Genomic DNA, 22953 nt, shown 5'->3' with positions numbered 1-22953 from the left:
ATTAAAAAAGCCTCTCACTGAAATAGCGAGAAGCTTTCAATTTAAAAGTGTTGAGGTTGACCAAATTGATAGTCTCGGTGATGGTAACTCATCGATAAAACTAATCCGACACCAATCATATTACCTAATAAGGCGGACCCCCCTTGAGAGATAAATGGTAGAGGAATTCCGGTAATTGGAAGTAAACCAATATTCATTCCGACGTTTTCGACGATATGGAATAAAATCATCGCCACCACACCGGTTGTAATATAGGTATAAAATTCATTTTGTGTTTCAAAACAGGTTTGAATCATTTGATAAATTAATACAAAATAAATTAACAGTAAAATACCCGCTCCAATAAAGCCAAAGTTTTCCGCAATCGTTGTGAAAATAAAGTCCGATTCACGAACTGGAACGACGACTTCAGAGACACCAAAGCCTTTACCAAACATCTCTCCCGAACCAATCGCTTTAATACTTTGCACTAATTGATAGGCATCGTTTTGAGTATCGGAAAAAGGATCTAGCCATGTATGAATACGAGCAATTTGATAGTCATGAACAAAGCGACCTAATATTTCAGGGTAATCAACGGCTAAATATAAAATACCTCCCCCTACTACCACAGCTGTGATAACGACAGGTAAAATAATTCGCCAACTAATACCTGACATAAAAATCATCGCCGCTGTAATAATTAACACCACTAAGTTCGTTCCTAAGTCGTTTTGAAGTTGGATTAAAATAACCGGTGGTAAAGTGACTAAAGCGATTTTACCTAATAAAATCCAATCGGACTTTAACGTACGGTGATGCAAATATTGATGATTATGTTCTGTAATAATCCGGGCCATTAAAATAATATAAGCTGGCTTAAACACTTCAGAAGGCTGGAAGGTTAAAGAACCAATTCTAAACCAACTGTGAGCTCCGGCGTAAGTCGCCAATTCTCTATCATAGAAAAAGAGAACTAAAATTAAAAGAATAATTCCAGCACCATAAAACATATAAGCCATTTTGTAGTACTGATTGGAATCAATTTGAATTAAAATAATAATCAAAATGGCCCCTACCCCGTACCATATAGCATGAAACAGTGTAGGAACTAAGTTTTGACCTTCAATCATCACAGTCGTTGCGTACATACTTAAAATACCGATAATAGCTAGAAGTAACACGCTTAAAATAATGCCATAATTTAATCCTGAATCTTGAGCGTTGTTTCGATAGTTTTTGATAATGTTCATTGCTCAATCCCTTCTTCACTTTCAATATTTTGCTTGGATTCTAATAAATGATAAACCTTTCCTGAAAGAACGGGAATTACATCCGTGTAGGTTTTAAATTCTTTAGTCATTGTATAATGATCTTTTGGATAACGTTTGTTAGAGATGAGCTCCCAATAATTTTGTGTACGATAAGAATGATATAACACGTTCACATAAGCTCCGATCATAATAATCATACTATTGAAGTACAACCAAATCATAAAAATAATAAATACCCCAATGGTATTGTTACTTGATAAATCAGAAGCAGCATATTGTAAGTAAATACCAAATAATTGAGAGACTAACGCTAATCCGATAGAACTAAATAAAGCGCCGGGCATGGCGTATTTAACGGACCAACGCACATTAGGCACTAAATAATAAATGGTCAATAAAACAATAAATACGACCCCAAACGTTAAGAGCCATCCTTGACTTAATAAAGTTTGGATAAAGGATAAATCAATCCGCGTTGAAGCTTGGATGACTTCTTGAAGTTGCTCAACTAAAAAACGCCCGACCACTAACGTGACACTTAGTGAAGCTAAAACGATCATCACCGCTAATGTGAAAACATAAGCTAAAACGCGAGCGACAACCCCGGTTCTTCCTTTAACGTTATAAATTTCATTCAATACTTTTTGTAAAGTGTTAAATATTTTAGACGCAGGCCATAAAGAAATAATTAATCCCAGAGAAAAGATACTTGTACTCGTGTTTTGTAAGTACCCTTCTAAAATGGGTAATACTAAAGATTGAACTTGATCTGGTAAAACCTCTTGCATTGAGTTAATAATTTCATATTGAGAAATAGGCAATACCGCAATAACGTTTGCTAGTGCTAATAATAAAGGGATAATTGCCCAAATGACATAGAAGGAAAACTGAGCGGCATAGTTTCCAAAAGCTAGTTGGCTTTTGTTCGCGTTAAAGACAGCCATCAATTTATCCGTCATTGATACTTTTTCAGACGACATGGCTAAAACCTCCTATTTTGTATTTTTAACTCTTTTTAGAGTACCATAAAACCGGATTATTTGCACCTCGTCAAAGGGATGAAGATTGGATAAATATCTAATTCATTGTATACTTAATTATAAGATATTATTAGGAGGTGCGATACATGTCAAACGGAGTGACCTTTTATTTTATGCGTCACGGTGAAACTTATTTTAACCGTTATGATCGATTCCAAGGATGGGGAAATACCCCTTTAACACCTGAAGGCATTGAAGAAGTTCGTGAGAGTGGTCGCGGTTTGCAAGATGTCCATTTTGATGCGGTCTATACAAGTGATTTAATGCGCACAATTGAAACAGCTGATCTCATTTTACAAGAAAATAATCATGCTGATTCGATTGAACTCGTTCCGATGTATGAATTTCGCGAGGTCTTCTTTGGCTCCTTTGAAGGGCTAGAAGTAGAACGTTTCTGGAGTCAAATTAATGATGAAGTAGGACGTAAATATGATTTACCTGAAGGAAAAAACAATCAAATTAGAGCCTTTATGGATCAAACGAAAGCACTGGATCCTCATCATCATGCCGAGAACTACCTTGAATTTTGGCAACGCGTTGAAGAAGGCTTACTAAAGCTTCTTCATAAGCACGCTGGAACCAATCAAAATATTTTAGTGGTGTGTCATGGCTTAACGATTCGTTACTTAATTCATGGGTTAGTAGCGGATTTTGACTACGAAGAGCCTTTAAAAAACGCATCTGTTTCTATGGTTAAATATATTAACGGCCAATTTGAACTATTAGGATATAACCAAACAGACCATTTTAAAGCTTTAGCGGACGCTGTAAGTAATGACGATGAATTAGAATCATAGGAGGTTATTAATTTATGCACTATATTTCAAAAGACCATCACGTATTTGCATTGGATGGCCAAAATAAAGCCAGCCACACTGTAAAGCCAAATGAACCCTTTACTGTTGAAATGTTCGACTGTTTTTCAAACACAGTTCATACAGAAGACGATCTCATTAGTTCAATTGACTTCAATAAAATCAACCCAGCAACTGGACCGATTTATGTTGAAGGTGCTGAACCAGGCGATGTATTAAAAGTAACCATTCACCAAATTGATCTCAACGAGCAAGGAGCGGTTATGTCTGTTCCTGATCTAGGCGTATTGGGAGATCAAATTACAAAAGAAAAGACTGCTATTTTAAAAGTGAATCATGATTCCTTTGAGTATCGCGGACGCCACTTCCCTCTTTTAAAAATGATTGGCGTTATCGGAACGGCTCCAGCAGGAAAACCAGTAGAAACAGGAACACCTGACCAACACGGGGGTAACTTAGACTGTACTTTAGTTAGAGAAGGTAACCACGTTTACTTACCTGTTAACGTCCCAGGAGCTCTACTAGCAATGGGTGATATGCACGCTGCGATGGGAGACGGTGAAGTCGGCGGATCAGGACTAGAAGTCGGCGGAACAGCAGAAATTTCTGTTGAAGTATTAAAAGACGCTAACTTACCTACTCCATTTATCGAAACACCAGATCACTTCGCTGCGATTGGTGTTCACGAAGACATGATGGTCGCTTCTAAAGAAGCAACGAATAAGATGGCTCAATTTTTAGTTAACCATCATGATTTTACGATTGAAGATGCTCATATGGCCCTTTCACTATTAGGCGACTTAGTAGTCTGCCAGGCAGTGAACCCACAAGTAAGTATGCGCATGGTTATTCCAAAAACATTAATTGATTAATTAAATTTCACTTGCTTTCGCATTCGAAGGCAAGTTTTTTATTGGTTATTTTTAAATTTTTGTCATTATTCGTACTTGAGTTGTCTTTGTTTCTTCGATCTATGATACAATAGGACAAGATAATTAGATTTTAAAGGAGTACTCTTTTTTATGGATTCGGATCTTATTTCCAATATATTAATCTTTTTAGGTTTTGTCGTTATTTCAGCGATCTTTTCATCAGCTGAAACATCCTATTCTTCGCTTAACACCATTCGTTTAACTAATGAAGCCCACGAAGGTGATCAAAGAGCAAAGCAAGTATTAGAACTAGAATCTCAGTTCGATCAGTTATTATCTAGTATTTTAATTGGTAACAATATCGCTAATATTGCCAGTTCAGCCATTGCGACTGTTTTTTTTGTTAAATTAAACCCTATTTATGGACCGGCCATCGCAACGGGAGTGACTACGTTTATTTTACTTTTATTTGGTGAAATTACGCCAAAGTTAGTTGCTAAATTAATGCCCGAACGATTGGCTAAAATTTTGGCTCCTTTTTTAAGGATGATGATGTTTCTTTTTACCCCGATTAACTGGATTTTATCCATGTGGCAAAAATTGGTCCGTCGTTTTATTAATGTTGAAGAAGAACCTTCAATTAGTGAAGAAGAATTACTCTTTTTAGTTGATGAAGCCAAAGACGAAGGTAGTTTAGAAGATGACGAGCATCAATTGGTTCGAGCGGCTATTCAGTTTGATGACATCAATATTTCAGCCATCTACACACCTCGTGTAGATGTCGTAGCCTTTGATGTTCATAGTACCGATGAAGAAATTGAACAATTGTTCCATCGTTACCCTTACTCACGTTTAATTGTCTATGAAGATACGATTGACAATGTGATCGGTGCCATGCATGAACGCGATTTTCACCGTTATATCCGTGCTAAACAGCGTAATAATTTAACTAAAGTAACCAAGTTTAGTTTGTTAACGGATGTCTTGTTCGTACCTCCTGTGATGATTTTGTCTGAGTTACTACGTTTAATGCAACAAGCACAAATTCATATGGGAATTGTTGTCGATGAACACGGCGGAATGATGGGAATCGTCACAATGGAAGACGTGTTAGAAGAATTAGTCGGTGAAATCTTTGATGAGCGAGACGTTGAAGAAAATAAAATTAGATCAACAGATGATCCAAATGTTTTCCAAGTAGAAGGAAGCACTGAATTAGTTAAGTTCTTCGACGCCTTTTCTATTGAAGATGAGCACGCGTGGATTTCTTCAACGGTCGGTGGCTTTGTGATCGAGCAATTTGGTCATGTGCCTGAAGTAGGCGATCAGTTGACGTTCCATCATTTACTATTAACCGTCTCAGCAGCTCAAAAGCGTAAAATTACAAGTATTACAGTAGAAATTAAAGAAGACACCTTAAAAGACGAAGAAACAGACAACAAATAGATATTTGTTAGAAAGGATTGTTTATTATGAACATTACTGTCCATCCTCAAGCCGAACAATGGTATGAAGAAGAAGTTGGTTTAGCTCCAGGAGCAGGTATTCGTTTAACAATGAAAATCTACGGTAACTCTCCAATAATGGATAACTACGGGTTAATGTTACAGCCAACAGAACCTAACAACCCTGGCGCTTCTTATGAAACTAAAAACGGTTTATTAATTTTTGTAGAACAAGATGATTTATGGTTTTTTGACGGCCATGATTTGCATATTGATTATGATGAAGAATTAAAAGAACCTAAATATGACTACGTGCCTCGCACTTAGTCCTTTATCACTGGAGACACCATTCAATGAGTTATTCAAAGTATCAAACAAAGCAATTAGTGCAATTAAGCATGTTTATTGCGATCATTATTTTGCAAACATGGATTCCGTTTTTAGGGTATATTAATTTACCCCCTCTTTTATCAGTCACATACATTCATGTAACAGTTATTGTCGCTTGTTTATTTTTAGGACGTCGTTTAGGAATATGGGTTGCGTTATGTTGGGGAATTAATAGCTTAATTCGAGCTTACGTTGCCCCTCCTCTTCCAACGTACTATTTAATTTTCGGCTCTCCTTTAGTAAGTATTGTGCCTCGTTTAATGATGGGATGGGTTGTTGGAGCCGTTGGTGATTTTCTTAAAGGAAGAAACATTACTCTTACAAAAAGAGGAGTCATCGGTGGCGTACTGGGAACTTTCTTAAATACCCTGCTTGTATTAGGAGCGATTTTCTTATTTAAACAAGAGGCTTACTTAACAATGATTAACATCGCACCACAAACCGCAAGCAGTCAGTTATTGATGCAACTACTGATGGGCATTGTCGTAACCAATGCTATTCCTGAAACGATTGTGGCAGTTATTTTAACGCCCCTTCTTTTAAAGGTATTATATCGATTTAAATAATAAGTTTAGTCTCCAGCAAAGTTAACTGCTGGAGATTTTGCTTTCTTTTGTTATTTCATGTATAATAGATCTGTTGATGACTCGGGGCTGTTTAGGTTTCGACAGGCATCACTGCGCTATGGATGCGTCCGAAAGGGTTGCGTCTTTCTAAAAACGCAAAACAGTTAAATATAACTGCAAACAAAACAAACAATTCTTTCGCTTTAGCTGCGTAAAACCAGCGAGCGAAGATCAGCCTAGCATCTCCCATGTGCTAGATCCTGGTCTCAATTTAAGTGGGATACGTCTTAGTTTTCCGTCTGTAAACTAAGAAAGAGATGATCAGACTCGCGAACGATGGATGCTTGTTTAATGGCTAAATCGTCGCTAAAACTTAAATAATTAAACTATGGACGTAGATTCTGTAGTAGTAGGATGTCTGGACGCGGGTTCGACTCCCGTCAGCTCCATTTTCATATTTTAACTAGTCGCTACACTAGTCATAAACGTTGATATTATCATGTTTTTCTAAAAGATAGGCATGAATGAATATCAACGTTTTTTGTTTTTTCGTATGAGTTTCCGTACGACTTTTCATGTAACACGTGACTAGTTTCGTGACTGATTGCAAAGTAAAAGCACAAAGAAATCCTCTAAAGATCTCTTTGTGCTTTTAAGTTTATCCAATAACGCTCGATGTCTTCTTGTCGATTGTTATCGTAAATCGTTGATTCATAGACGCCACCATTATTTAAAATCACTCGTCGGCTTGCTTCATTACTTTTAAGGCATGTTATAAGAACTTTCTCCAACCCTAAATCAATACATAAAGGTTTAATCGCCTCTAACATCTTAGTTGCATACCCCTTCTGTCGCTGAGTGGGTCTGACACTATAGCCAATATGTCCACCAAACCGACTTAAAAAATCATTGAGTTCATGTCGCACTTGAATCGAGCCGATAATCTCATTAGTGGACTTGTCAATACATAGCAATAAAGTATGGGGCACTAGGTTTTTTGGACAAGTCTTTTTAGACTCCATTGCTTTGACTTCTTTTAGCCACTGATGAATGTCTTCTGTTTCTTTTAAATTCATACTTCCATCCATTGAACTGCCGTCTTGGATGAATTCTTGTTTCAAAGCTTCAAGAGCTTTTAAATGCTTTTGGCGCGGTCGTTCAAACCGAAATGATTCTGTTACCATCTAATACCTCTAATCTTCTACAATACTATGTTGGTAAGCATAAATCGCTGCTTGGGTACGATCCGCTACTTCTAATTTAGATAAAATATTTGAAACATGAGTTTTAACCGTCTTAAGAGAAATAAATAATTCTTCTGCAATTTCTTGGTTACTTTTTCCTTTAGCAATCAACTGCAATACTTCATATTCTCTTCCAGTGAGCTCATCATGAGGATAGGTTTTTCTTTTTTCATCTTCTCTTTGGATGAGTTTATCACTTACTTCTCTTGTCATCACGTGTTCACCTTGATAGGTTTTACGAATGGCTTGGGCAATTTCACTGGCTGAAGAAGTTTTTAGTAAATAGCTTTTAGCGCCAGCTTTAATAGCAGGAAAGACCTTTTCATCATCTAGAAAAGACGTCACAATAATAATTTGTGCTTCGGGCCACTCGGCAATAATCTTCTCCGTTGCTTCTATACCATCCATCACGTCCATAACTAAATCCATCAAAATAACATCTGGCTTTAAATCAAGCGCCATTTGATAGCCTCTTAAGCCATTTTCAGCTTCACCAATCACTTCAATATCCGCTTGAGACGATAAATAAGCGGATACACCTAAACGGACCATCTCATGGTCATCGACTAATAATACACTAATCATATTTTTCCTCACTATCTTTCTTGAAAAGGAATGGATAATTTTATTACGGTTCCTTCTCCTTTTTGACTGGTGACTTTAAAATCGCCACCTAATGACTCGACACGCTCTTTTATATTATTTAAGCCGTGACTAGCCATAAAGGTTTTGGATGTGTCAAATCCTACTCCATTATCTTGAATACTTAACTCCAACTGACTGCCTACTTTACGCATCAATACTTCCAACTCACTCGCCTTAGCGTGTCTTAACGTATTAGAGATCGCTTCTTGAACAATTCTAAATAAATGGTCTTCCACACCGGTTTCTAAACGCACTTCGACGATATCCCAATGAATTTTAATAGGAAGTCGTCCGTCTAATTCTTGAAGTAATTGAGTAATCCCTTCTTTTAGCGACTTACCTTGTAATTCAACAGGACGCAAATGAAGCAGTAAAGCTCTCATTTCGGCTTGGGCTTGATCGACAATGGTTGAAGTCGTTTCAAGCATTGGTTTAATCGCATCATATTGTTCTTCTTCATCGGTTTGTTCATTAAGGGTTGCAAGTAACATCATTGCGGCAAAGAGTTGTTGACTAACAGAGTCATGTAACTCTCTAGCAATGCGCGTTCGTTCCTGTTCAATGATTTCTTCCCTTGTATCTTCGCCAACAAACGTCGGTGCGGCGGAAAACTCTTGTAAATCAAAAGCCATCTGTTGCATTTTATCTTTCAACAAACCAATATCATGAGTCATTTCTTCACTTAAATCCCATGCTCTTTTAGTAGGAGGGTTTGTAAAGATTGGATGATCATATTGACCTAACATTAACCAATTGAGTTGAGCACGAATGGTCTCGTAAGGATGTACCGCTTGACTTAACGTAAAAGTCGCTGTAACAAGCGCAATACTGATGATTAATAGCGTTAATATTAAACTAAAAGGTAAATGAAAAAAGCGTATTTGCCACAATTGTGTTGGATCGAATAAAGATAACCCTTTTCCTAAAAAATAAATTAGACTAAAGGTTAAACCAAATAAGACCACACAGTGCTGAATAAATATTTGAAACCAAAATTTTAAGTTCATTTATTACTCCTATATCTTCATTAACTCTTTATTACTTCTATTGTACCAAAAGAACGAAAAAAATAAGCAAGGATTTCTCCTTGCTTAACTAAATTACGCTTTTTCAACGTTAATAATTTTACACTCAAACGTTCCGCCCGGGGTGTCCACTTCAACAACGTCGCCGATTTTTTTACCTAATAAAGCTTTAGCGATCGGTGAATCGTTTGAAATTTTAGACTCTAATGGGTCTGCTTCAGCGCTACCAACAATGGTATAAGTTTCTTCTTCACCATCTGGCAATTCTTGAAATGTTACTTTACGCCCTAAAGTAACTTCATCTTGATCGATATCTTTATCATCAATAATTTCCGCATAACGAATCATATCTTCTAATGTAGAAATACGTCCTTCCACAAAAGCCTGTTCGTCTTTAGCCGCATCATATTCAGAGTTTTCTGATAAGTCTCCGAAACTACGAGCAATTTTAATACGCTCGACAATTTCTTTACGTTTATTGACTTTTAAATCTTCTAATTCTTGTTCTAATTTTTCAAGACCTTCTTGGGTCATTGGATATACTTTTTCTTGCATCTTAATTCTCCTTAAAATATATTACCTATTTATCTGTATCATTCAATGAACAGTTATTCTTGTTGGGAATCCTTATCATTGGATGAACCTTCCTGTTGGGATTCTCGGGATTTATTGACATATTTTTCAACTAATACTTCATGTTCTTCAAAGGTTTCAGCATAATAGACCTTTTGAGTGTCTAAATCGGCAACGAAGTAGTAATAGTTGGACCATTCTGGCTCTAAAACAGCCTCAATAGCTTCCAAACTAGGACTATTAAAAGGTCCAGGACCTAACCCTGAATACATATATAAGTTATAGGGAGAGTCTTTTTCTAAATCGTTATAGGTGACGATCTCTTTATGCTCGCCTAAAACGTAAAGAACGGTAATATCACTTTGCAGTGGCATGTCTGCTTCTAAACGGTTTAAAAAGACTCCTGCAATTAGGCGACGATCTTCGGGAGTAATTCCCTCTTTTTCAACAATAGAAGCTAATGTTAACACTTGATGAAAATCCATCCAAGTATTTTCTAATTCTGGTTTTAATTTTTGATAAATTAAATTGGTTTGCGCAACCATGTCAGAAATTAACTCTTCAACCGGCGTATCAGTAAAATAGTCATAGGTTGCCGGATAGAGATAACCTTCTAAAGGATGCTTTAAGTCTTCTTTATCCATGAGCGGCTGAATGAGACTTGGAAATTGTTGGGCGAGCTTTTTAATGAAAGCTGGATTATCTGCAGTTTTAATAAATTCTTCTTTCGTAATTGAAGTATGTTCTGCTACTGTTTCAGCAATTTCTTCTAGCATCATCCCTTCAACGACCGTTAATTTAACATCTGTATCCGCCGTAATCGGGCGTCCTCCTTCTTGAAGTTGATTAATAATTTCATCAGCGTTCATCGAAGGAGATAAATCAAAGTAACCTGCTTGAAGATCGGTTATATTTTTCAGTTTTAAATAAGTGTGAAAAATACGACTATTACGAATAAGATGGTGATCTTCTAACAGCTTAGCAATCGCTTTATTACTACTACCAATCGGAATCATCACTTCTTGGGTTTGTGTGTCCTTTTTGGCTAAGGGCTGAAGAGATTGGTAAGTATATCCGCTAGCAAAGACAAACCCAATGATAAAAAGGATGAGTAAACCGCGTAAGATATACTTTACAATCCGCTTAGCCCATAAATCTTCTGTTAAATCTCTAGCTTCGTTATATTTAGCTTCTTCTTTGAGTTGTTTCCAATTTAATTTGCTCATGTTACCTCCTCGTTGATTGTGATAGATTCAATCATGCTTGGTAAGCGCGTTGGGGTGAATAAAGTTAAAAAGAACAACTGAGGGTTTAATCTCAGTTGTTCATCGAATAAATCGATTATTATTATTGCATATTTTCATCACTTAAGAAAGTAGCAAGGACTTCTTCGATCATGTCCCACTCTTCATCAGATTGAATTTCTTGTAACTCACCTGATTCACCGTTTGGTTGTTCGACGTATGAATAAGCAAATAACTCGACATCTTCTTCGTCTAACGCTCCTGCTGGATAAACAACGACATAATTCTTATTGTAATCTTTGGATTCGAAAGTAAAAAGAACTTCAAATAGCGCTTCATTACCTTCTTCATCGATTAATGTAATCGGTTCATAATTCTCGCTCATCATATACCTCCTAATTCCCATGAGTATCTAAATAACTTTGTAAAATAAGGACTGCAGCGACTTTATCAATGATATGTTTACGCTTTTTGCGTGAGACGTTTCCTTCTTCAACTAACATTCTTTCAGCTTGAGACGTCGTTAAACGTTCATCTTGATAAATGACTTCTAAAGTAGGATCGAGTGCTTGTAACTTTTCACCATAATCTAAAGAAGCTTGAGCTCTAGGACCGATCGAGTTATCCATATTTTTAGGAAGACCAATAACCACTTTCTTGACTTGATGTTCTTTAATCAATTTAAGTAGTTCATCTAAGCCGTACTCTTCTTGTTCTTCGTTAATCTTCAAAGTAATTAACCCTTGTGCGGTCCAGCCCATTAAGTCGCTAATCGCAATACCCACTGTGTGGGAACCGACGTCGAGTCCCATTATGCGTTGATAGTTTCTCATTCTTTTTCTTGTTGGTGAATATAAAACTCAACGAGTTTTTCAATGATTTCGTCTCTTTCATGACGACGAATTAAATTACGTGCATCTTTATGACGCGGAATATAAGCAGGATCTCCTGAGAGCAAGTAACCAACGATTTGATTAGCTGGATCATAGTCTTTTTCTTCGAGTGCTTTGTAGACAATTTCTAACGTATCACGCACAGAAAGTTTATTTAAATCGTCCAACTTAAATAAAATTGTTTCATCTAAAGATTTCATCGTTGCACCGTTCCTTTCTACTTTTACTATTGTAACTAAGTTTACCTTAAAAAGATATGAAAAGCTCGCTTTTTAATGTTTCAGTAACATTTCCACAGTACTTGGAACGGCCTGTAACATTTCCGCAATCTTTTCAGGAGCTTTTCCTCCGGCTTGAGCCATTTGTGGACGACCTCCGCCGCCACCGCCGATCATTTGAGCAAGGGGGTTAATTAAGTCACCCGCTTTTAGACCTTTTTTAATCGTTTCATCATCTACTAAGACCATTAAGTTCGCACGATCTTCGTTGTCTGTTGCCACGACTAAAACGTTCGATGTACCTTTTTGACGCCACATATCTCCTAATTGACGGAGCGAGTCCATTGATTGGTTTGGAATATGGGCTGCGATATAAGTAACCCCTTCTATTTCTTCAACTTGATTAAAGATCGCTTGAGATTCTTGTTGCATTAATTGGGCATTTAAAGATTCTAATTGAGATTCAGTTGCCTTTAATTCCTCTTGTAATTGTTGAATTCGGTTCACCACTTGATCTAACTCAGCCACTTTTAGTTGATGTTGCACGTCTTTTAATAAAGCTTCTTTTTGCTGGTAGTCTTCAATGGCTCCTTGTCCGGTTAGTGCTTCAATACGGCGAATTCCCGCTCCAATACCTGCTTCACTCATTAATTTGAACGTTCCAATATCACTTGTATTCGCCACGTGGGTTCCACCACATAACTCAATGGATTCACCCGCAATATCGACAACGCGTACTTCATCGCCATACTTTTCACCAAAGAGTGCGGTGGCACCTAATGCTTTAGCTTCTTCTAATGGCATTTGAGTAATTTGAACGTTTACACCGCGACGAATCCAATCGTTAACATAGTCTTCAATTTCTTCTAACTGTTCTGGAGTTACTTTTCCAAAATGAGAAAAGTCAAATCGTAAACGGTCCGGGCCGACATAAGACCCCGCTTGATGAGTATGTTCTCCTAGTATTTTTTGTAAAGCACGGTGAAGTAAGTGAGTCGCCGTATGGTTTTTGTTAATGTCTCGTCGTTTTGATGAGTTGACCGCTAGTGTATAAGTTTGTCCAACGTTTAACGGTTGTTCAGCGGACTCGACTAAATGCATATATTGACCGCGAGGTGCTTTTTGGACATCGATTACTTTCCCAATCACTTCATTGTTTGAGTAAATAAAGCCTTTATCAGCCACTTGGCCTCCCATTTCAGCATAGAACGGACTTTGGTCAAAAAAGAGCCATCCTTGTTGATGAACTGGTAATTCTTTAACTGATTCATCTTCATAAACAATGGCTTCAACGACTCCTTCAGCTTCCATTTGGTCATAACCAACAAATTCAAAAGGAGCATCAATGCTAGTTAATAGATCACTTTGAACCGCCATACTGCTTTCGTCACTACGAGCAGCTCTGGCACGTTGACGTTGTTCTTCCATTGCCTTGTGGAAACCTTCTTCATCAACCGTAAAGTCACTTTCTTGAGCAAGCTCCATCGTTAATTCCATTGGGAAACCAAAGGTGTCATATAATTGGAATGCTTGAGAGCCACTAATCATTGTTTGTTGGTTAGCTTTTAACTCGTCCATAACCCGTTGAAGTTGTTGTTCGCCTCCTTCAATCGTTTCATGGAAACGCTCCTCTTCATGGGTTAAAACATCTTGAACAAAAGAAGCTTCGGTTTCTAATTCTGGGTAAAAATCAGCCATAATGTTCACGATGACTGGCACTAATTCTTTTAAGAAGGTGCCGTTAATACCTAGACGGCGTGCATGCATTACACTACGGCGAATCAAGCGACGAATAATATAGCCTCGTCCTTCGTTAGAAGGCAATGCTCCGTCACTAATCGCAAAAGTAACCGCACGAGCGTGATCGGCAATGACCTTAAAGCTAATATCTAATTGAGCGTCTTCCCCGTATTTTTTGTGAGATAGCTCTTCGATGCGGCGAATAATCGGTAAAAATAAATCCGTTTCAAAGTTCGTCGGTGTATCTTGAATAACAGACATTAAACGTTCTAATCCCATCCCCGTATCAATGTTTTTATGAGGTAATGGATCATAAGTATCATCTGGTAAATGGTTAAATTGCGAAAACACTAAGTTCCACATTTCTAACCAACTTTCATTTTCTCCGCCAGCATAACTTTCCGGATGGTCTTCTGGCAGATCGTTGTATTCTGGCCCACGGTCATAGAAAATTTCTGAGTTAGGTCCACAAGGTCCTGCTCCAATATCCCAAAAGTTATCTTCAATCGGAATTAAATGATCGGAAATAAAATGAGGTTGTTTTTTCCAAATTTCAACCGTTTCTTTATCCTCTGGATAATAAGTCACCCATAGTTTCTCAGGTTCAAAATCAAGCCAGTCTTCATGGGTTAAAAACTCCCACGCCCAAGCGATGGCTTCTTCTTTAAAGTATTCGCCGATTGAAAAGTTACCTAACATTTCAAATAAAGTATGGTGACGTGCCGTATGTCCTACGTTTTCGATATCATTTGTACGAATACTTTTTTGTGAGTTGGCTAAACGAGGGTTGTCTGGCGTTTGGGTGCCGTCAAAGTACTTCTTAAGAGCGGCCACTCCAGAGTTGATCCATAAAAGGGTCGGGTCATTGACAGGAACTAAAGAAGCACTAGGGATAATTTCGTGTTGTTTTTGTTTGAAGAAATCTAAAAACATTTGTCGTGTTTGTGAACTGGTCAATTGTTTCATTGATTTAAACCTCCATTATATTATTTAAATAAAAAAAGCCGTTATAGCCAAGGGCGTTTTAACGCGGTACCACCTTGATTATAACGACTGATCATTATATCTTTATGCATCGTTAACGCCGAAGTACGCTATTTTTTCAAATAGGAATTCATGAGGGAGCATCTTTTATGGTCGCTTCTTTCACCGATGAAAGCGTCTCTAACAGTATAAAAGACATGTCCTCCTAGTCCCATACTTTACAGTATTTCTCCTGATATGTCAACGTTCTTGACGGGCTTGTTCGATGAATTGGTCGATCTTTTCGTAATAGTTAGAACCGTCTTTAAACTTTGCTTCTGTATGTCCCGCTTGAGGAACAGTATAAAGTTCTTTTAGACCGACCTCTTTTGCGTCATATAGGTCATAAACCATCCACTCTGGCACGAAGTCATCGGCTGTTCCATGAATGAATAACATAGGCACTGAGCTCTGTCTTACCGCTTCGATAGAACTAGCTTGTCTAAAGTTTACGTCAGCCCTTGCTTTAGCAACAATGTTTGCCATATTTAAAACTGGAAAAGAAGGTAAATTAAATCTTAACTTCAATTCAGAAGAAAAGATATCCCAAGCAGTTGTATAGCCACAATCTTCAATAATCGCGTAGACTTGTTCTGGTGCTTGAGGTGCGGCCATCATTACCGTAGCAGCTCCCATGGATGTCCCATGCCAAACAATATCGCTTTCTGGCTCCTTTTCAATGAGCCATTGAGTCCAGTTTAATAAATCTTCACTTTCTTTAGCCCCCATGGTAATGTATTCTCCTTCACTCTTTCCGTGAGCTCGTTGTTGAATACTTAAAATATTATATTCTTTACTATAAAAATGAGGTGCAACAAGTAATGCTTCTTCTTCTGTCGATTGGTAACCATGGACGATAATCACCCAATCGTTCGTCGGTTTAGGTTGCGTAAAAATATGTCCTGTTAACGTCAGTCCGTCGTTAGATTCAATTTGGATTTCTTCTTGGTCTGCTTTAACGGATTCTAACCACTCATCGCGTTTAATAACGTGTTTTTGTCTTGCGGCATGGATGGTCTCTAATTCATCACCTGTTTGTAAACTAAGGTCAACTTGGCGGTCATCCCCTCCTGATTGAGGCACTAAAGCGTAGTTAACAAAATAATTGCCAATACCAATCGTCAATCCAACTGTTGTTAAAATTAAAATTGTGAGCGTAATTAACGCTTTTTTCTTAAATGTGAGTTGTGATTTATTCTCTTTCATTGTTCAATCCTTTCAATTAGGCATTCATCTTTTTATTTTATCAGACCTAATTTCCAGATGCTAGGGAGGCAAAATCAACAAAAATTGTTAATGTGAATTAATTAACTATTAATTTTTGATTATTTTATTAGATTTGTGTTATAATATTTTCAGATAACCCCTTTCCTTTCTTTTTCTTTTTCTTTCTTAATTTCTAGCTTAATCAGGGGGTTATCTCTTTTTATGTCTTGAAATATCCTTGAAGTTGAGTCATCGCTTAAAATCCCTTATAATGAAGATGCTTTATAAGATTTTTTAGGAGGTTGAGTGATGAAAGTACATATTATTGTCAATGAACGCGCAGGAGGTGGCCGAGGCAGAAAAGTACTGCGCGAAGCGCATCAAATTTTAACAAGTTTTCAAATCGGCTTTATTACTTATTCCACAGAATATCCTGATCATGCAGGCGTCATTGCACGACAACTAATTTCTCGCCTCCATCCAGAAGATCGTGTCTTAGTTGTCGGTGGTGATGGAACGTTACATCAAATTGTAACGACCTTTTATAAAGAAAAAGCGCTGATTCCTGTGGCTTTACTTCCAGCTGGAAACGGCAATGATTTCCATGAAGCTTTTCAACCAGATAAAACTTCACGTGAAATTATTGAAACCCTTCTTTTTACTCATCAGCCTACTCAATTACCTGTTATGCGCTGTTATAACCAAGAAACAGGTAATTTATATGTGGCCATGAATAATATCGGTTTTGGTTTTAATGCTCAAGTCAATGCTAAAGCCTATGAACTTAAAAAGTCCGCCATTTGGAACTACCCCGTTATGAATCGTTTGCGCTATTTAGTCGCTTTAGGTCTATCCTTATCTAAATTAGAAACGATGGAAGTAGAGTTTGTTTATGATGGTCAAAAAAAATATTATAACGATATGTTAATGACAAGTATTATGAATACTCCCTACTTTGGCGGAGGCGTTCCTTTAAATATTGATTTACAATCTAATGAACGTCAACTTTCTTTACTCCTTGTTAGGAAACTAAGCCCGCTGCAATTAATTGGATTTACGAAAAAATTATTTAGTAAAAAACAAGCCGTTGATAGGGATAGTTTATTGAAACTTCAAGATCCTTACTTAGAAGTGAATATATCTCAAGATGTGTTATGTGAAATGGATGGGGAGAATCTTTTTGTTACCCCAACAACTTTCCATATTCGCATCACTCAATATCCATTTTATATATAAATAATAAAAGAGAACGCTCTTTCGGTGGCGTTCTCTTTTTATATTGTATAAGGTGTTACGTTATTCATCCCGATCATCGGATCGATTTGATCCCAAGTTTCTTCTGTCAAACGGATCGGCTCTTCTAATTGTTGTTGAATGATTGCTTGTTCTTCTTCTTCTTCGAATACTTCTTCTTGCGTTTCAAATTTAACTTGTAGTAACTCTTTTAATAAAGTACGGCGTTCTTGACCTCCATTATTTACTGCTGTAACAAAATCTTGTGGGTTACCTAGAAGAACGAGACTACCTTTTGCGCGTGTAATCGCGGTGTAAAGCAAATCTCGGCGCAACATTTTGGAATACGTGTTAACAAGAGCTAAAATAACGAGAGGATATTCGCTTCCTTGGGATTTATGAATCGATGTACAATAAGCTAAAGTGAGTTGATCAAAGTTACTTCGTGTATAAGTGATTTCTAGCCCATCAAAATCAACCACTAACTCATCACTTTTTGATTCTGTTTCTTCTCCGCGATACACTCCTTCAATCACCCCAATATCTCCGTTGTAAATGCCTAGTTCAGCGTCATTTTCCAATTGAAGTACTTTATCAGCATGTCTAAACGAGTGGTTAAAGGATTTGATTTCGCGCATTTGTCCTTTTAATGGGTTCATCTCTTCTTGTAGTAACTCGTTAAGGCGGTTAATCCCTGCTGGTCCTTTATACATAGGAGCAAGTACTTGCATTGTTTGAGCATCGTAACCTTTTTGTAAAGCGAATTGGACGACTCGTTCTACTACTTGAGGCACTTGGTCCGCTGTACATGGAATAAACGACCGATCGTCTCTTTTATCTAAAAAGTCGCTAGGTAATTCGCCCTTTTGAATCGAGTGGGCGAGTTCTACAATACTACTACCTTCTTCTTGTCGATAGATATGGGTCAATTCAATGGTTGGTAAAGTTTTAGATAAAATTAAATCGGTAAATACTTGCCCCGGACCAACGGATGGTAATTGATGGCGATCCCCTACAAAAATCACTTGTAATCCAAAAGGAATCGATTGTAGTAGCCAATACAGTAGCCACGTATCAACCATCGACATCTCATCCACTACTAACAAAGTCCCTTCAAGTTCTAAAGGAACAAACTCATCGCGACGACTTTCTCTTGTATAACCGACTAAGCGGTGAATCGTTGTCGCCGGTCGGTCCGTCATTTCGCTTAAACGCTTAGCCGCTCGTCCTGTAGGAGCTGCCAGTAAAACAGTGGTTTGTTCATCGCCTTTTGAAGGGTTTAACCATTCATGTAAATGAATCATCCCATTGACTAAGGTTGTCTTACCTGTACCAGGTCCTCCGGTAATAATTGATACCGGCGACTGCATCGCCGTTTTGATCGCTGCTTGTTGTTGTTTGTCGTAAGGAATTCCTACTTGATTGATGACCGCTTTAATCCCTTCGTCTATTTTTTTCTTTGAAGGAGGGGTAAAGGTCGTATGTTCCATTAAATCGCTTAATAGTTGTACACAGCCTAATTCAGCGTAATATAAACTAGGCAACATCACGCCGTTATCTAACGTCATCAGTAGCTCTTCTTCAATGGCCGTTTCTAAACTTTCTTCAATCAAAAATTCTTCCACCATAAAAGGGCGACTTTTTTCGAGTAACTTTTGCGTTTCTTGTAGAAGGGTCTCTTTTTCGACGTAAGTGTCTCCTTCAGCTAATGAATATTGTTGGACGACAACAAGTAATGCCGCTTTAAGGCGGTCCGGACTATCAGCTTTTATGTCTAAGGTTTGGGCTAATTGGTCAGCTTTTTGAAAGCCAATTCCTTCAACCTTTTCGACTAATAGATAAGGATTTTCTTGTAATAAATCAATCGTCTTACTTTGAAAGGCTTTATAAATTTTATCAGCCATTTTAGCGGTAAAGCCCCACTGACCTAACGTAATGAAAATACGTTCCGTTCCTTGAGTTTGCAGTAAGGTATTTCTTAACTCTTCTTGTTTTGTTTTCGATAAGCCTTGGACGTTGATTAACGCATTACTATCTTCAATAATTTTATTAATCGCATCTTGACCTAATTCATCAACAATACGTGTCGCCAATACAGGACCAATTCCTTTAAATTTATGACCGGATAAATAGTCAATAAGCCCTTGTTTAGACGTAGGTTCCATTTGCTGATAACGTTCGACTTTAAATTGTTCACCAAATTTAGGATGGTTAACAATAGAGCCAAAAAATTGGTAAGGCAAGTCGTAATCCAATTCAGCAAAATATCCCGTACAAACAATCGTATCATCTACAATAATGGAAGATTCAGAAGCATCCACTTGAATACGAAAGACTTTATAAAGATTGGATGGATTTTCGAAATAAATCGCTTCGACTTGTCCAACAATATATTCTTCTTGTGGCATCTTCTACTCCTCCCCATTAAACGTATTGGCGCTTCTCACCTTCAAAAAAGGCTGCATCAATGATTCCGCCACCAATCATTTCTTCTCCGTCATAAAAGACGACAGCTTGACCTGGCGTAATAGCGCGCACAGGCTCATCAAACTCTACCGTTGCGGTCGTTTGATCGTCTCCTAAATGGACCGTCACTGGAACGTCTTGTTGACGGTATCTAAATTTAGCATTAACACGCATCGTTTGTGGCTTTTTCTCATCTGTTGTAAATTGGATTTCAGATGCTTCAAGAGAATCGGCATAAAGGTTAGGATGATGAAACCCTTGACCGACATAAAGAGTTTGAGTGGTAATGTCTTTTCCAATAACAAACCATGGTTCATTTGACCCTTTACCGCCACCAATTCCTAATCCTTGGCGTTGACCGATCGTATAGTGCATTAAGCCCATATGATCATTTTTTACTTCGCCATCTAAAGTGACCATTTTACCGGGCTTATTGGGTAAATAGTTAGATAAAAACTCACCAAAATCACGCTCACCAATAAAACAAATTCCGGTTGAATCTTTTTTGTCTGCCGTTGCTAAATCAAGTTCTTTAGCAATCTTTCTTACTTCAGACTTTTCCATATCTCCTAAAGGAAAGAGGGCCTTTTGAAGTTGTTGTTGGTTTAATTGGCTTAAAAAGTATGACTGATCTTTACTATGATCCACCCCTTTTAATAAATGAACCACTCCGTCTTCATCTCGTTTGACCCGCGCATAATGCCCCATCGCAATATAATCCGCACCCAGTTGCATAGCGTAATCTAAAAAGGCTTTAAATTTCACTTCTTTATTACACATAACGTCCGGGTTTGGGGTACGGCCTTTTTTGTATTCAGTTAAAAAGTATTCAAAGACGCGGTCCCAATATTCTTTTTCAAAGTTGACGGAATAATAAGGAATGCCTAATTGTTCAGCGACTAAAGCAACGTCTTCATAGTCTTGCGTTGCTGTACAAAAACCTGTTTCATCCGTATCATCCCAGTTTTTCATAAATAAACCGACGACGTCATACCCTTGTTCTTTTAATAAATGAGCAGCTACTGATGAATCGACGCCGCCACTCATTCCTAAAACGACGCGCTTTCCATTTGTTGTCATAATAAACCCCTTCCTTTAACGACAAAACGAACTCTATTCTAATCGTGCAGAGTTCGTTTAAAAATCTTACTTATTTATCTACTTCAACAAGTACGTTGCGTTCGACAAAACCGTCGAAGATGAAATTCACTTTCTCAACAACCATATCATTATCAGCTAAATTCATAATATTCACTGAATTGAAACCTTTATTGTTGACTGTTGAAATTCTTAAATTTTCTAAATCTTTTGAAACCATTACTTTTAAAACAAGTCCCGCTTTATTCGTTGAATCAAGCTTGCGCTCAAAAGCAAAGTTGCCGTTACGAGTTGGTTGAAAACCGTTATCTCTTAAAGTATACGGACGACATTCGGGACTGACTTCAAATGTGCGGTTAAATCCTAATAAAGTTGCTTGTTTTTTACGTGCCATGTGATGATCTCCTTTTATTTTAATTGTTCCAATGCTTCAATTAAAGCATCAATCTCTTGAGTGGTTGTTTGTGGACCAAAAGATAAGCGTAAACTTTCATGCCAACGCTCAGATTCTTTAGGGTAATAAGCTTTTAAAATGGGAGAGTCTTGTACTGTTCCTGCTGAACAAGCGCTCCCAGCAGAGACCGCTAATCCTTTTAAATCTAACTGAATGAGTGCTCGCTCAGCACTAATACCCTTTAGCCAAATACTGACAATATGAGGTGCTTTAGGTGTGCTTGGCCCATTCATTTCGTAACGAAGATTTGCTTGCTTTAAGTGGTCCAATAAATAATTATGAATTTTTTCTAAGGCTGGTGCGATTGGGTGATTGGTTACTTCTTCAATCGCTTTAGCAAACCCAATGATGCCTGATGTGTTTTCTGTTCCTGATCGCATGCCTCGCTCTTGTCCTCCGCCATGAATGAAAGGTTGTAAAATCATTCTTTCATCAAAAGGATGATAATATAATAATCCCATGCCTTTTGGTCCGAAGATTTTATGAGCTGATAAAGATAAAGAGGTACAAGCAATCTCATCTACAGTTAATGCGGTTTTGCCTAAAGCTTGAACAAAATCGACATGAAACCAAAGGTTTAATTCGCGAGCTTTTTGACCGAGTTCTTGAACGGGTAAGATAGCTCCCACTTCACTATTAACAGCCATCGCCACCCACCCAATGGTTCGATCCATTGTATTATTCAAATAATCTTCGACGTTAATTTGTAATGTCTTTGGATCAGGATCAATATAAGTTATTTCAAATCCTTCTTCTTTTAGCGCTTCTAACGTTTCAATAACCGACGGATGTTCGATACTAGAAGAAATAATATGATTCCCTTTATTTAAGGAGCGAGCTTGGTGAGCTTGAGAAACCAATGCCCAATTATTCGCTTCTGTTGCGCCACTTGTAAAGTATAAATGGTCACGAGAGATCTTTAGAGCTGCCGCAATGGCTTGCCGGGCTTTTAATAGTTCATGACGGGCTACTTTACCTTCTTGGTGGACACTTGAAGGATTTCCGTAATATGTTTCCATCGCTTGAATCATTGCATGAATGACATTTTTATTCATTGGCGTTGTGGCGGCATAGTCTAAATAAATCATCCCTTTAATCCTTTCTTTATACTAAATTTAGAAGTATTCATTCCTTACTATTATAACGAAACCTATCTAGGATTGCCACCGGGTCGCTTATTTGTTTTATTATCTCGATTGTCAATTTAAGTTAGAAATTTCTACACTATATTATGAGTGATTGAACTTGGTGACATACTTGTGCTAACCACCTTAAACAACTCCCTTCATCAAGCTCCTGGCTGGTCAAGAGGAAAAGCGCTAGCGACTCTTGAGGAGTCAGGTGCTTGATGAAACCATATTTCTTAAGTGGTTGGCATAATATCCAGGTGTTTGATCCAAAAGATGGGCCAAGAAAACCTCCAGGGGAGTGTAGTAGTTAAGAGATTTACGTGGAATGATATTTCGCTTGAAGGTTACTTCCTTAAGAAAGTCTTCATCTACTTCATTAA

General features: G+C 37.7%; 22 protein-coding genes and 1 other RNA gene. 7 read left to right on the top strand and 16 right to left on the bottom strand.

Going from position 1 to position 22953, the window contains the following annotated elements; translation table 11 throughout:
- Window positions 1-41: 41 nt before the first annotated feature.
- A complete protein-coding gene (locus tag BLR79_RS01340) occupies window positions 42-1232 on the bottom strand; it encodes an FtsW/RodA/SpoVE family cell cycle protein (protein WP_092084112.1) in 1191 nt (396 codons plus the stop codon).
- Window positions 1229-2233 carry a YihY/virulence factor BrkB family protein gene (locus tag BLR79_RS01335; protein WP_092084110.1) on the bottom strand — a complete coding sequence of 335 codons (1005 nt, stop codon included), beginning with the start codon at window positions 2231-2233 and terminating at the stop codon, window positions 1229-1231. Before BLR79_RS01335 ends, BLR79_RS01340 begins: the two co-directional genes overlap by 4 nt.
- Before the next feature lie 146 nt (window positions 2234-2379).
- Here BLR79_RS01335 and BLR79_RS01330 point away from each other — a divergent pair, with 146 nt between their 5' ends.
- From BLR79_RS01330 to ssrA, 6 genes are all read left to right on the top strand, one after another.
- On the top strand, window positions 2380-3090 hold the full coding sequence (locus BLR79_RS01330) for a histidine phosphatase family protein (RefSeq protein WP_092084109.1): 711 nt from the start codon (window positions 2380-2382) through the stop codon (window positions 3088-3090).
- A gap of 14 nt (window positions 3091-3104) precedes the next feature.
- Window positions 3105-3980, top strand: coding sequence for an acetamidase/formamidase family protein (locus tag BLR79_RS01325; RefSeq protein ID WP_092084107.1), 876 nt, complete (start codon window positions 3105-3107; stop codon window positions 3978-3980).
- Between the two features lie 150 nt (window positions 3981-4130).
- Window positions 4131-5426: a hemolysin family protein gene (locus tag BLR79_RS01320; protein ID WP_092084105.1), complete on the top strand. Its 1296-nt coding sequence runs from the start codon at window positions 4131-4133 to the stop codon at window positions 5424-5426.
- A gap of 26 nt (window positions 5427-5452) precedes the next feature.
- Window positions 5453-5752, top strand: a complete 300-nt coding sequence (locus tag BLR79_RS01315) for a HesB/YadR/YfhF family protein (protein WP_092084103.1) — start codon at window positions 5453-5455, stop codon at window positions 5750-5752.
- Between the two features lie 26 nt (window positions 5753-5778).
- Complete coding sequence (locus tag BLR79_RS01310; protein WP_092084101.1) at window positions 5779-6381, top strand: ECF transporter S component; 603 nt, start codon at window positions 5779-5781, stop codon at window positions 6379-6381.
- Window positions 6382-6464: 83 nt separating this feature from the next.
- Window positions 6465-6833: a transfer-messenger RNA gene (gene ssrA / locus BLR79_RS01305) on the top strand.
- A gap of 180 nt (window positions 6834-7013) precedes the next feature.
- Here ssrA and BLR79_RS01300 read toward each other — a convergent pair.
- The 10 genes from BLR79_RS01300 to BLR79_RS01255 all read right to left on the bottom strand — a co-directional run bounded on the left by BLR79_RS01300 (window position 7014) and on the right by BLR79_RS01255 (window position 16192).
- The gene (locus BLR79_RS01300; RefSeq protein ID WP_092084099.1) at window positions 7014-7565 is read right to left on the bottom strand and encodes a GNAT family N-acetyltransferase; all 552 of its coding nucleotides are present in this window, start codon (window positions 7563-7565) and stop codon (window positions 7014-7016) included.
- Window positions 7566-7574: 9 nt separating this feature from the next.
- The gene (locus BLR79_RS01295) at window positions 7575-8210 is read right to left on the bottom strand and encodes a response regulator (RefSeq protein ID WP_092084097.1); all 636 of its coding nucleotides are present in this window, start codon (window positions 8208-8210) and stop codon (window positions 7575-7577) included.
- Between the two features lie 11 nt (window positions 8211-8221).
- A complete protein-coding gene (locus BLR79_RS01290) occupies window positions 8222-9277 on the bottom strand; it encodes a sensor histidine kinase (RefSeq protein ID WP_092084096.1) in 1056 nt (351 codons plus the stop codon).
- A gap of 93 nt (window positions 9278-9370) precedes the next feature.
- Window positions 9371-9850: a transcription elongation factor GreA gene (greA, locus tag BLR79_RS01285; protein ID WP_092084094.1), complete on the bottom strand. Its 480-nt coding sequence runs from the start codon at window positions 9848-9850 to the stop codon at window positions 9371-9373.
- 53 nt (window positions 9851-9903) lie between these two features.
- The gene (gene mltG / locus BLR79_RS01280) at window positions 9904-11094 is read right to left on the bottom strand and encodes an endolytic transglycosylase MltG (protein ID WP_092084092.1); all 1191 of its coding nucleotides are present in this window, start codon (window positions 11092-11094) and stop codon (window positions 9904-9906) included.
- Between the two features lie 121 nt (window positions 11095-11215).
- Window positions 11216-11497: a DUF1292 domain-containing protein gene (locus tag BLR79_RS01275; RefSeq protein WP_092084090.1), complete on the bottom strand. Its 282-nt coding sequence runs from the start codon at window positions 11495-11497 to the stop codon at window positions 11216-11218.
- Window positions 11498-11507: 10 nt separating this feature from the next.
- On the bottom strand, window positions 11508-11945 hold the full coding sequence (gene ruvX / locus BLR79_RS01270; RefSeq protein WP_234970757.1) for a Holliday junction resolvase RuvX: 438 nt from the start codon (window positions 11943-11945) through the stop codon (window positions 11508-11510).
- Entirely contained in the window at window positions 11942-12205 is a 264-nt protein-coding gene (locus BLR79_RS01265) for an IreB family regulatory phosphoprotein (protein WP_092084088.1), read from the bottom strand. The genes ruvX and BLR79_RS01265 overlap by 4 nt, the downstream gene beginning before the upstream one ends.
- A 72-nt stretch (window positions 12206-12277) precedes the next feature.
- Window positions 12278-14929 carry an alanine--tRNA ligase gene (gene alaS, locus BLR79_RS01260; protein WP_092084086.1) on the bottom strand — a complete coding sequence of 884 codons (2652 nt, stop codon included), beginning with the start codon at window positions 14927-14929 and terminating at the stop codon, window positions 12278-12280.
- 258 nt (window positions 14930-15187) lie between these two features.
- Window positions 15188-16192, bottom strand: coding sequence for an alpha/beta hydrolase (locus BLR79_RS01255; protein WP_092084084.1), 1005 nt, complete (start codon window positions 16190-16192; stop codon window positions 15188-15190).
- A 309-nt stretch (window positions 16193-16501) separates the two neighbouring features.
- Between BLR79_RS01255 and BLR79_RS01250 the strand changes: the two genes are divergently transcribed.
- A complete protein-coding gene (locus BLR79_RS01250; protein ID WP_092084082.1) occupies window positions 16502-17428 on the top strand; it encodes a diacylglycerol/lipid kinase family protein in 927 nt (308 codons plus the stop codon).
- Between the two features lie 38 nt (window positions 17429-17466).
- Here BLR79_RS01250 and recD2 read toward each other — a convergent pair whose 3' ends face one another.
- From recD2 to BLR79_RS01230, 4 genes are all read right to left on the bottom strand, one after another.
- Window positions 17467-19833, bottom strand: coding sequence for an SF1B family DNA helicase RecD2 (recD2, locus tag BLR79_RS01245; RefSeq protein ID WP_092084080.1), 2367 nt, complete (start codon window positions 19831-19833; stop codon window positions 17467-17469).
- A 16-nt stretch (window positions 19834-19849) separates the two neighbouring features.
- Complete coding sequence (gene mnmA / locus BLR79_RS01240) at window positions 19850-20971, bottom strand: tRNA 2-thiouridine(34) synthase MnmA (protein WP_092084078.1); 1122 nt, start codon at window positions 20969-20971, stop codon at window positions 19850-19852.
- A 70-nt stretch (window positions 20972-21041) separates the two neighbouring features.
- Complete coding sequence (locus BLR79_RS01235; protein ID WP_092084076.1) at window positions 21042-21383, bottom strand: cysteine desulfurase; 342 nt, start codon at window positions 21381-21383, stop codon at window positions 21042-21044.
- 14 nt (window positions 21384-21397) lie between these two features.
- Window positions 21398-22531, bottom strand: a complete 1134-nt coding sequence (locus BLR79_RS01230) for a cysteine desulfurase family protein (protein WP_092084074.1) — start codon at window positions 22529-22531, stop codon at window positions 21398-21400.
- Window positions 22532-22953 lie beyond the last annotated feature (422 nt).

The organism is Dolosicoccus paucivorans (assembly GCF_900100125.1).
Lineage (GTDB): Bacteria > Bacillota > Bacilli > Lactobacillales > Aerococcaceae > Dolosicoccus > Dolosicoccus paucivorans.
Note: the sequence above shows the minus strand (reverse complement) of the source record. Positions and strands in the feature narration are given on the sequence as shown.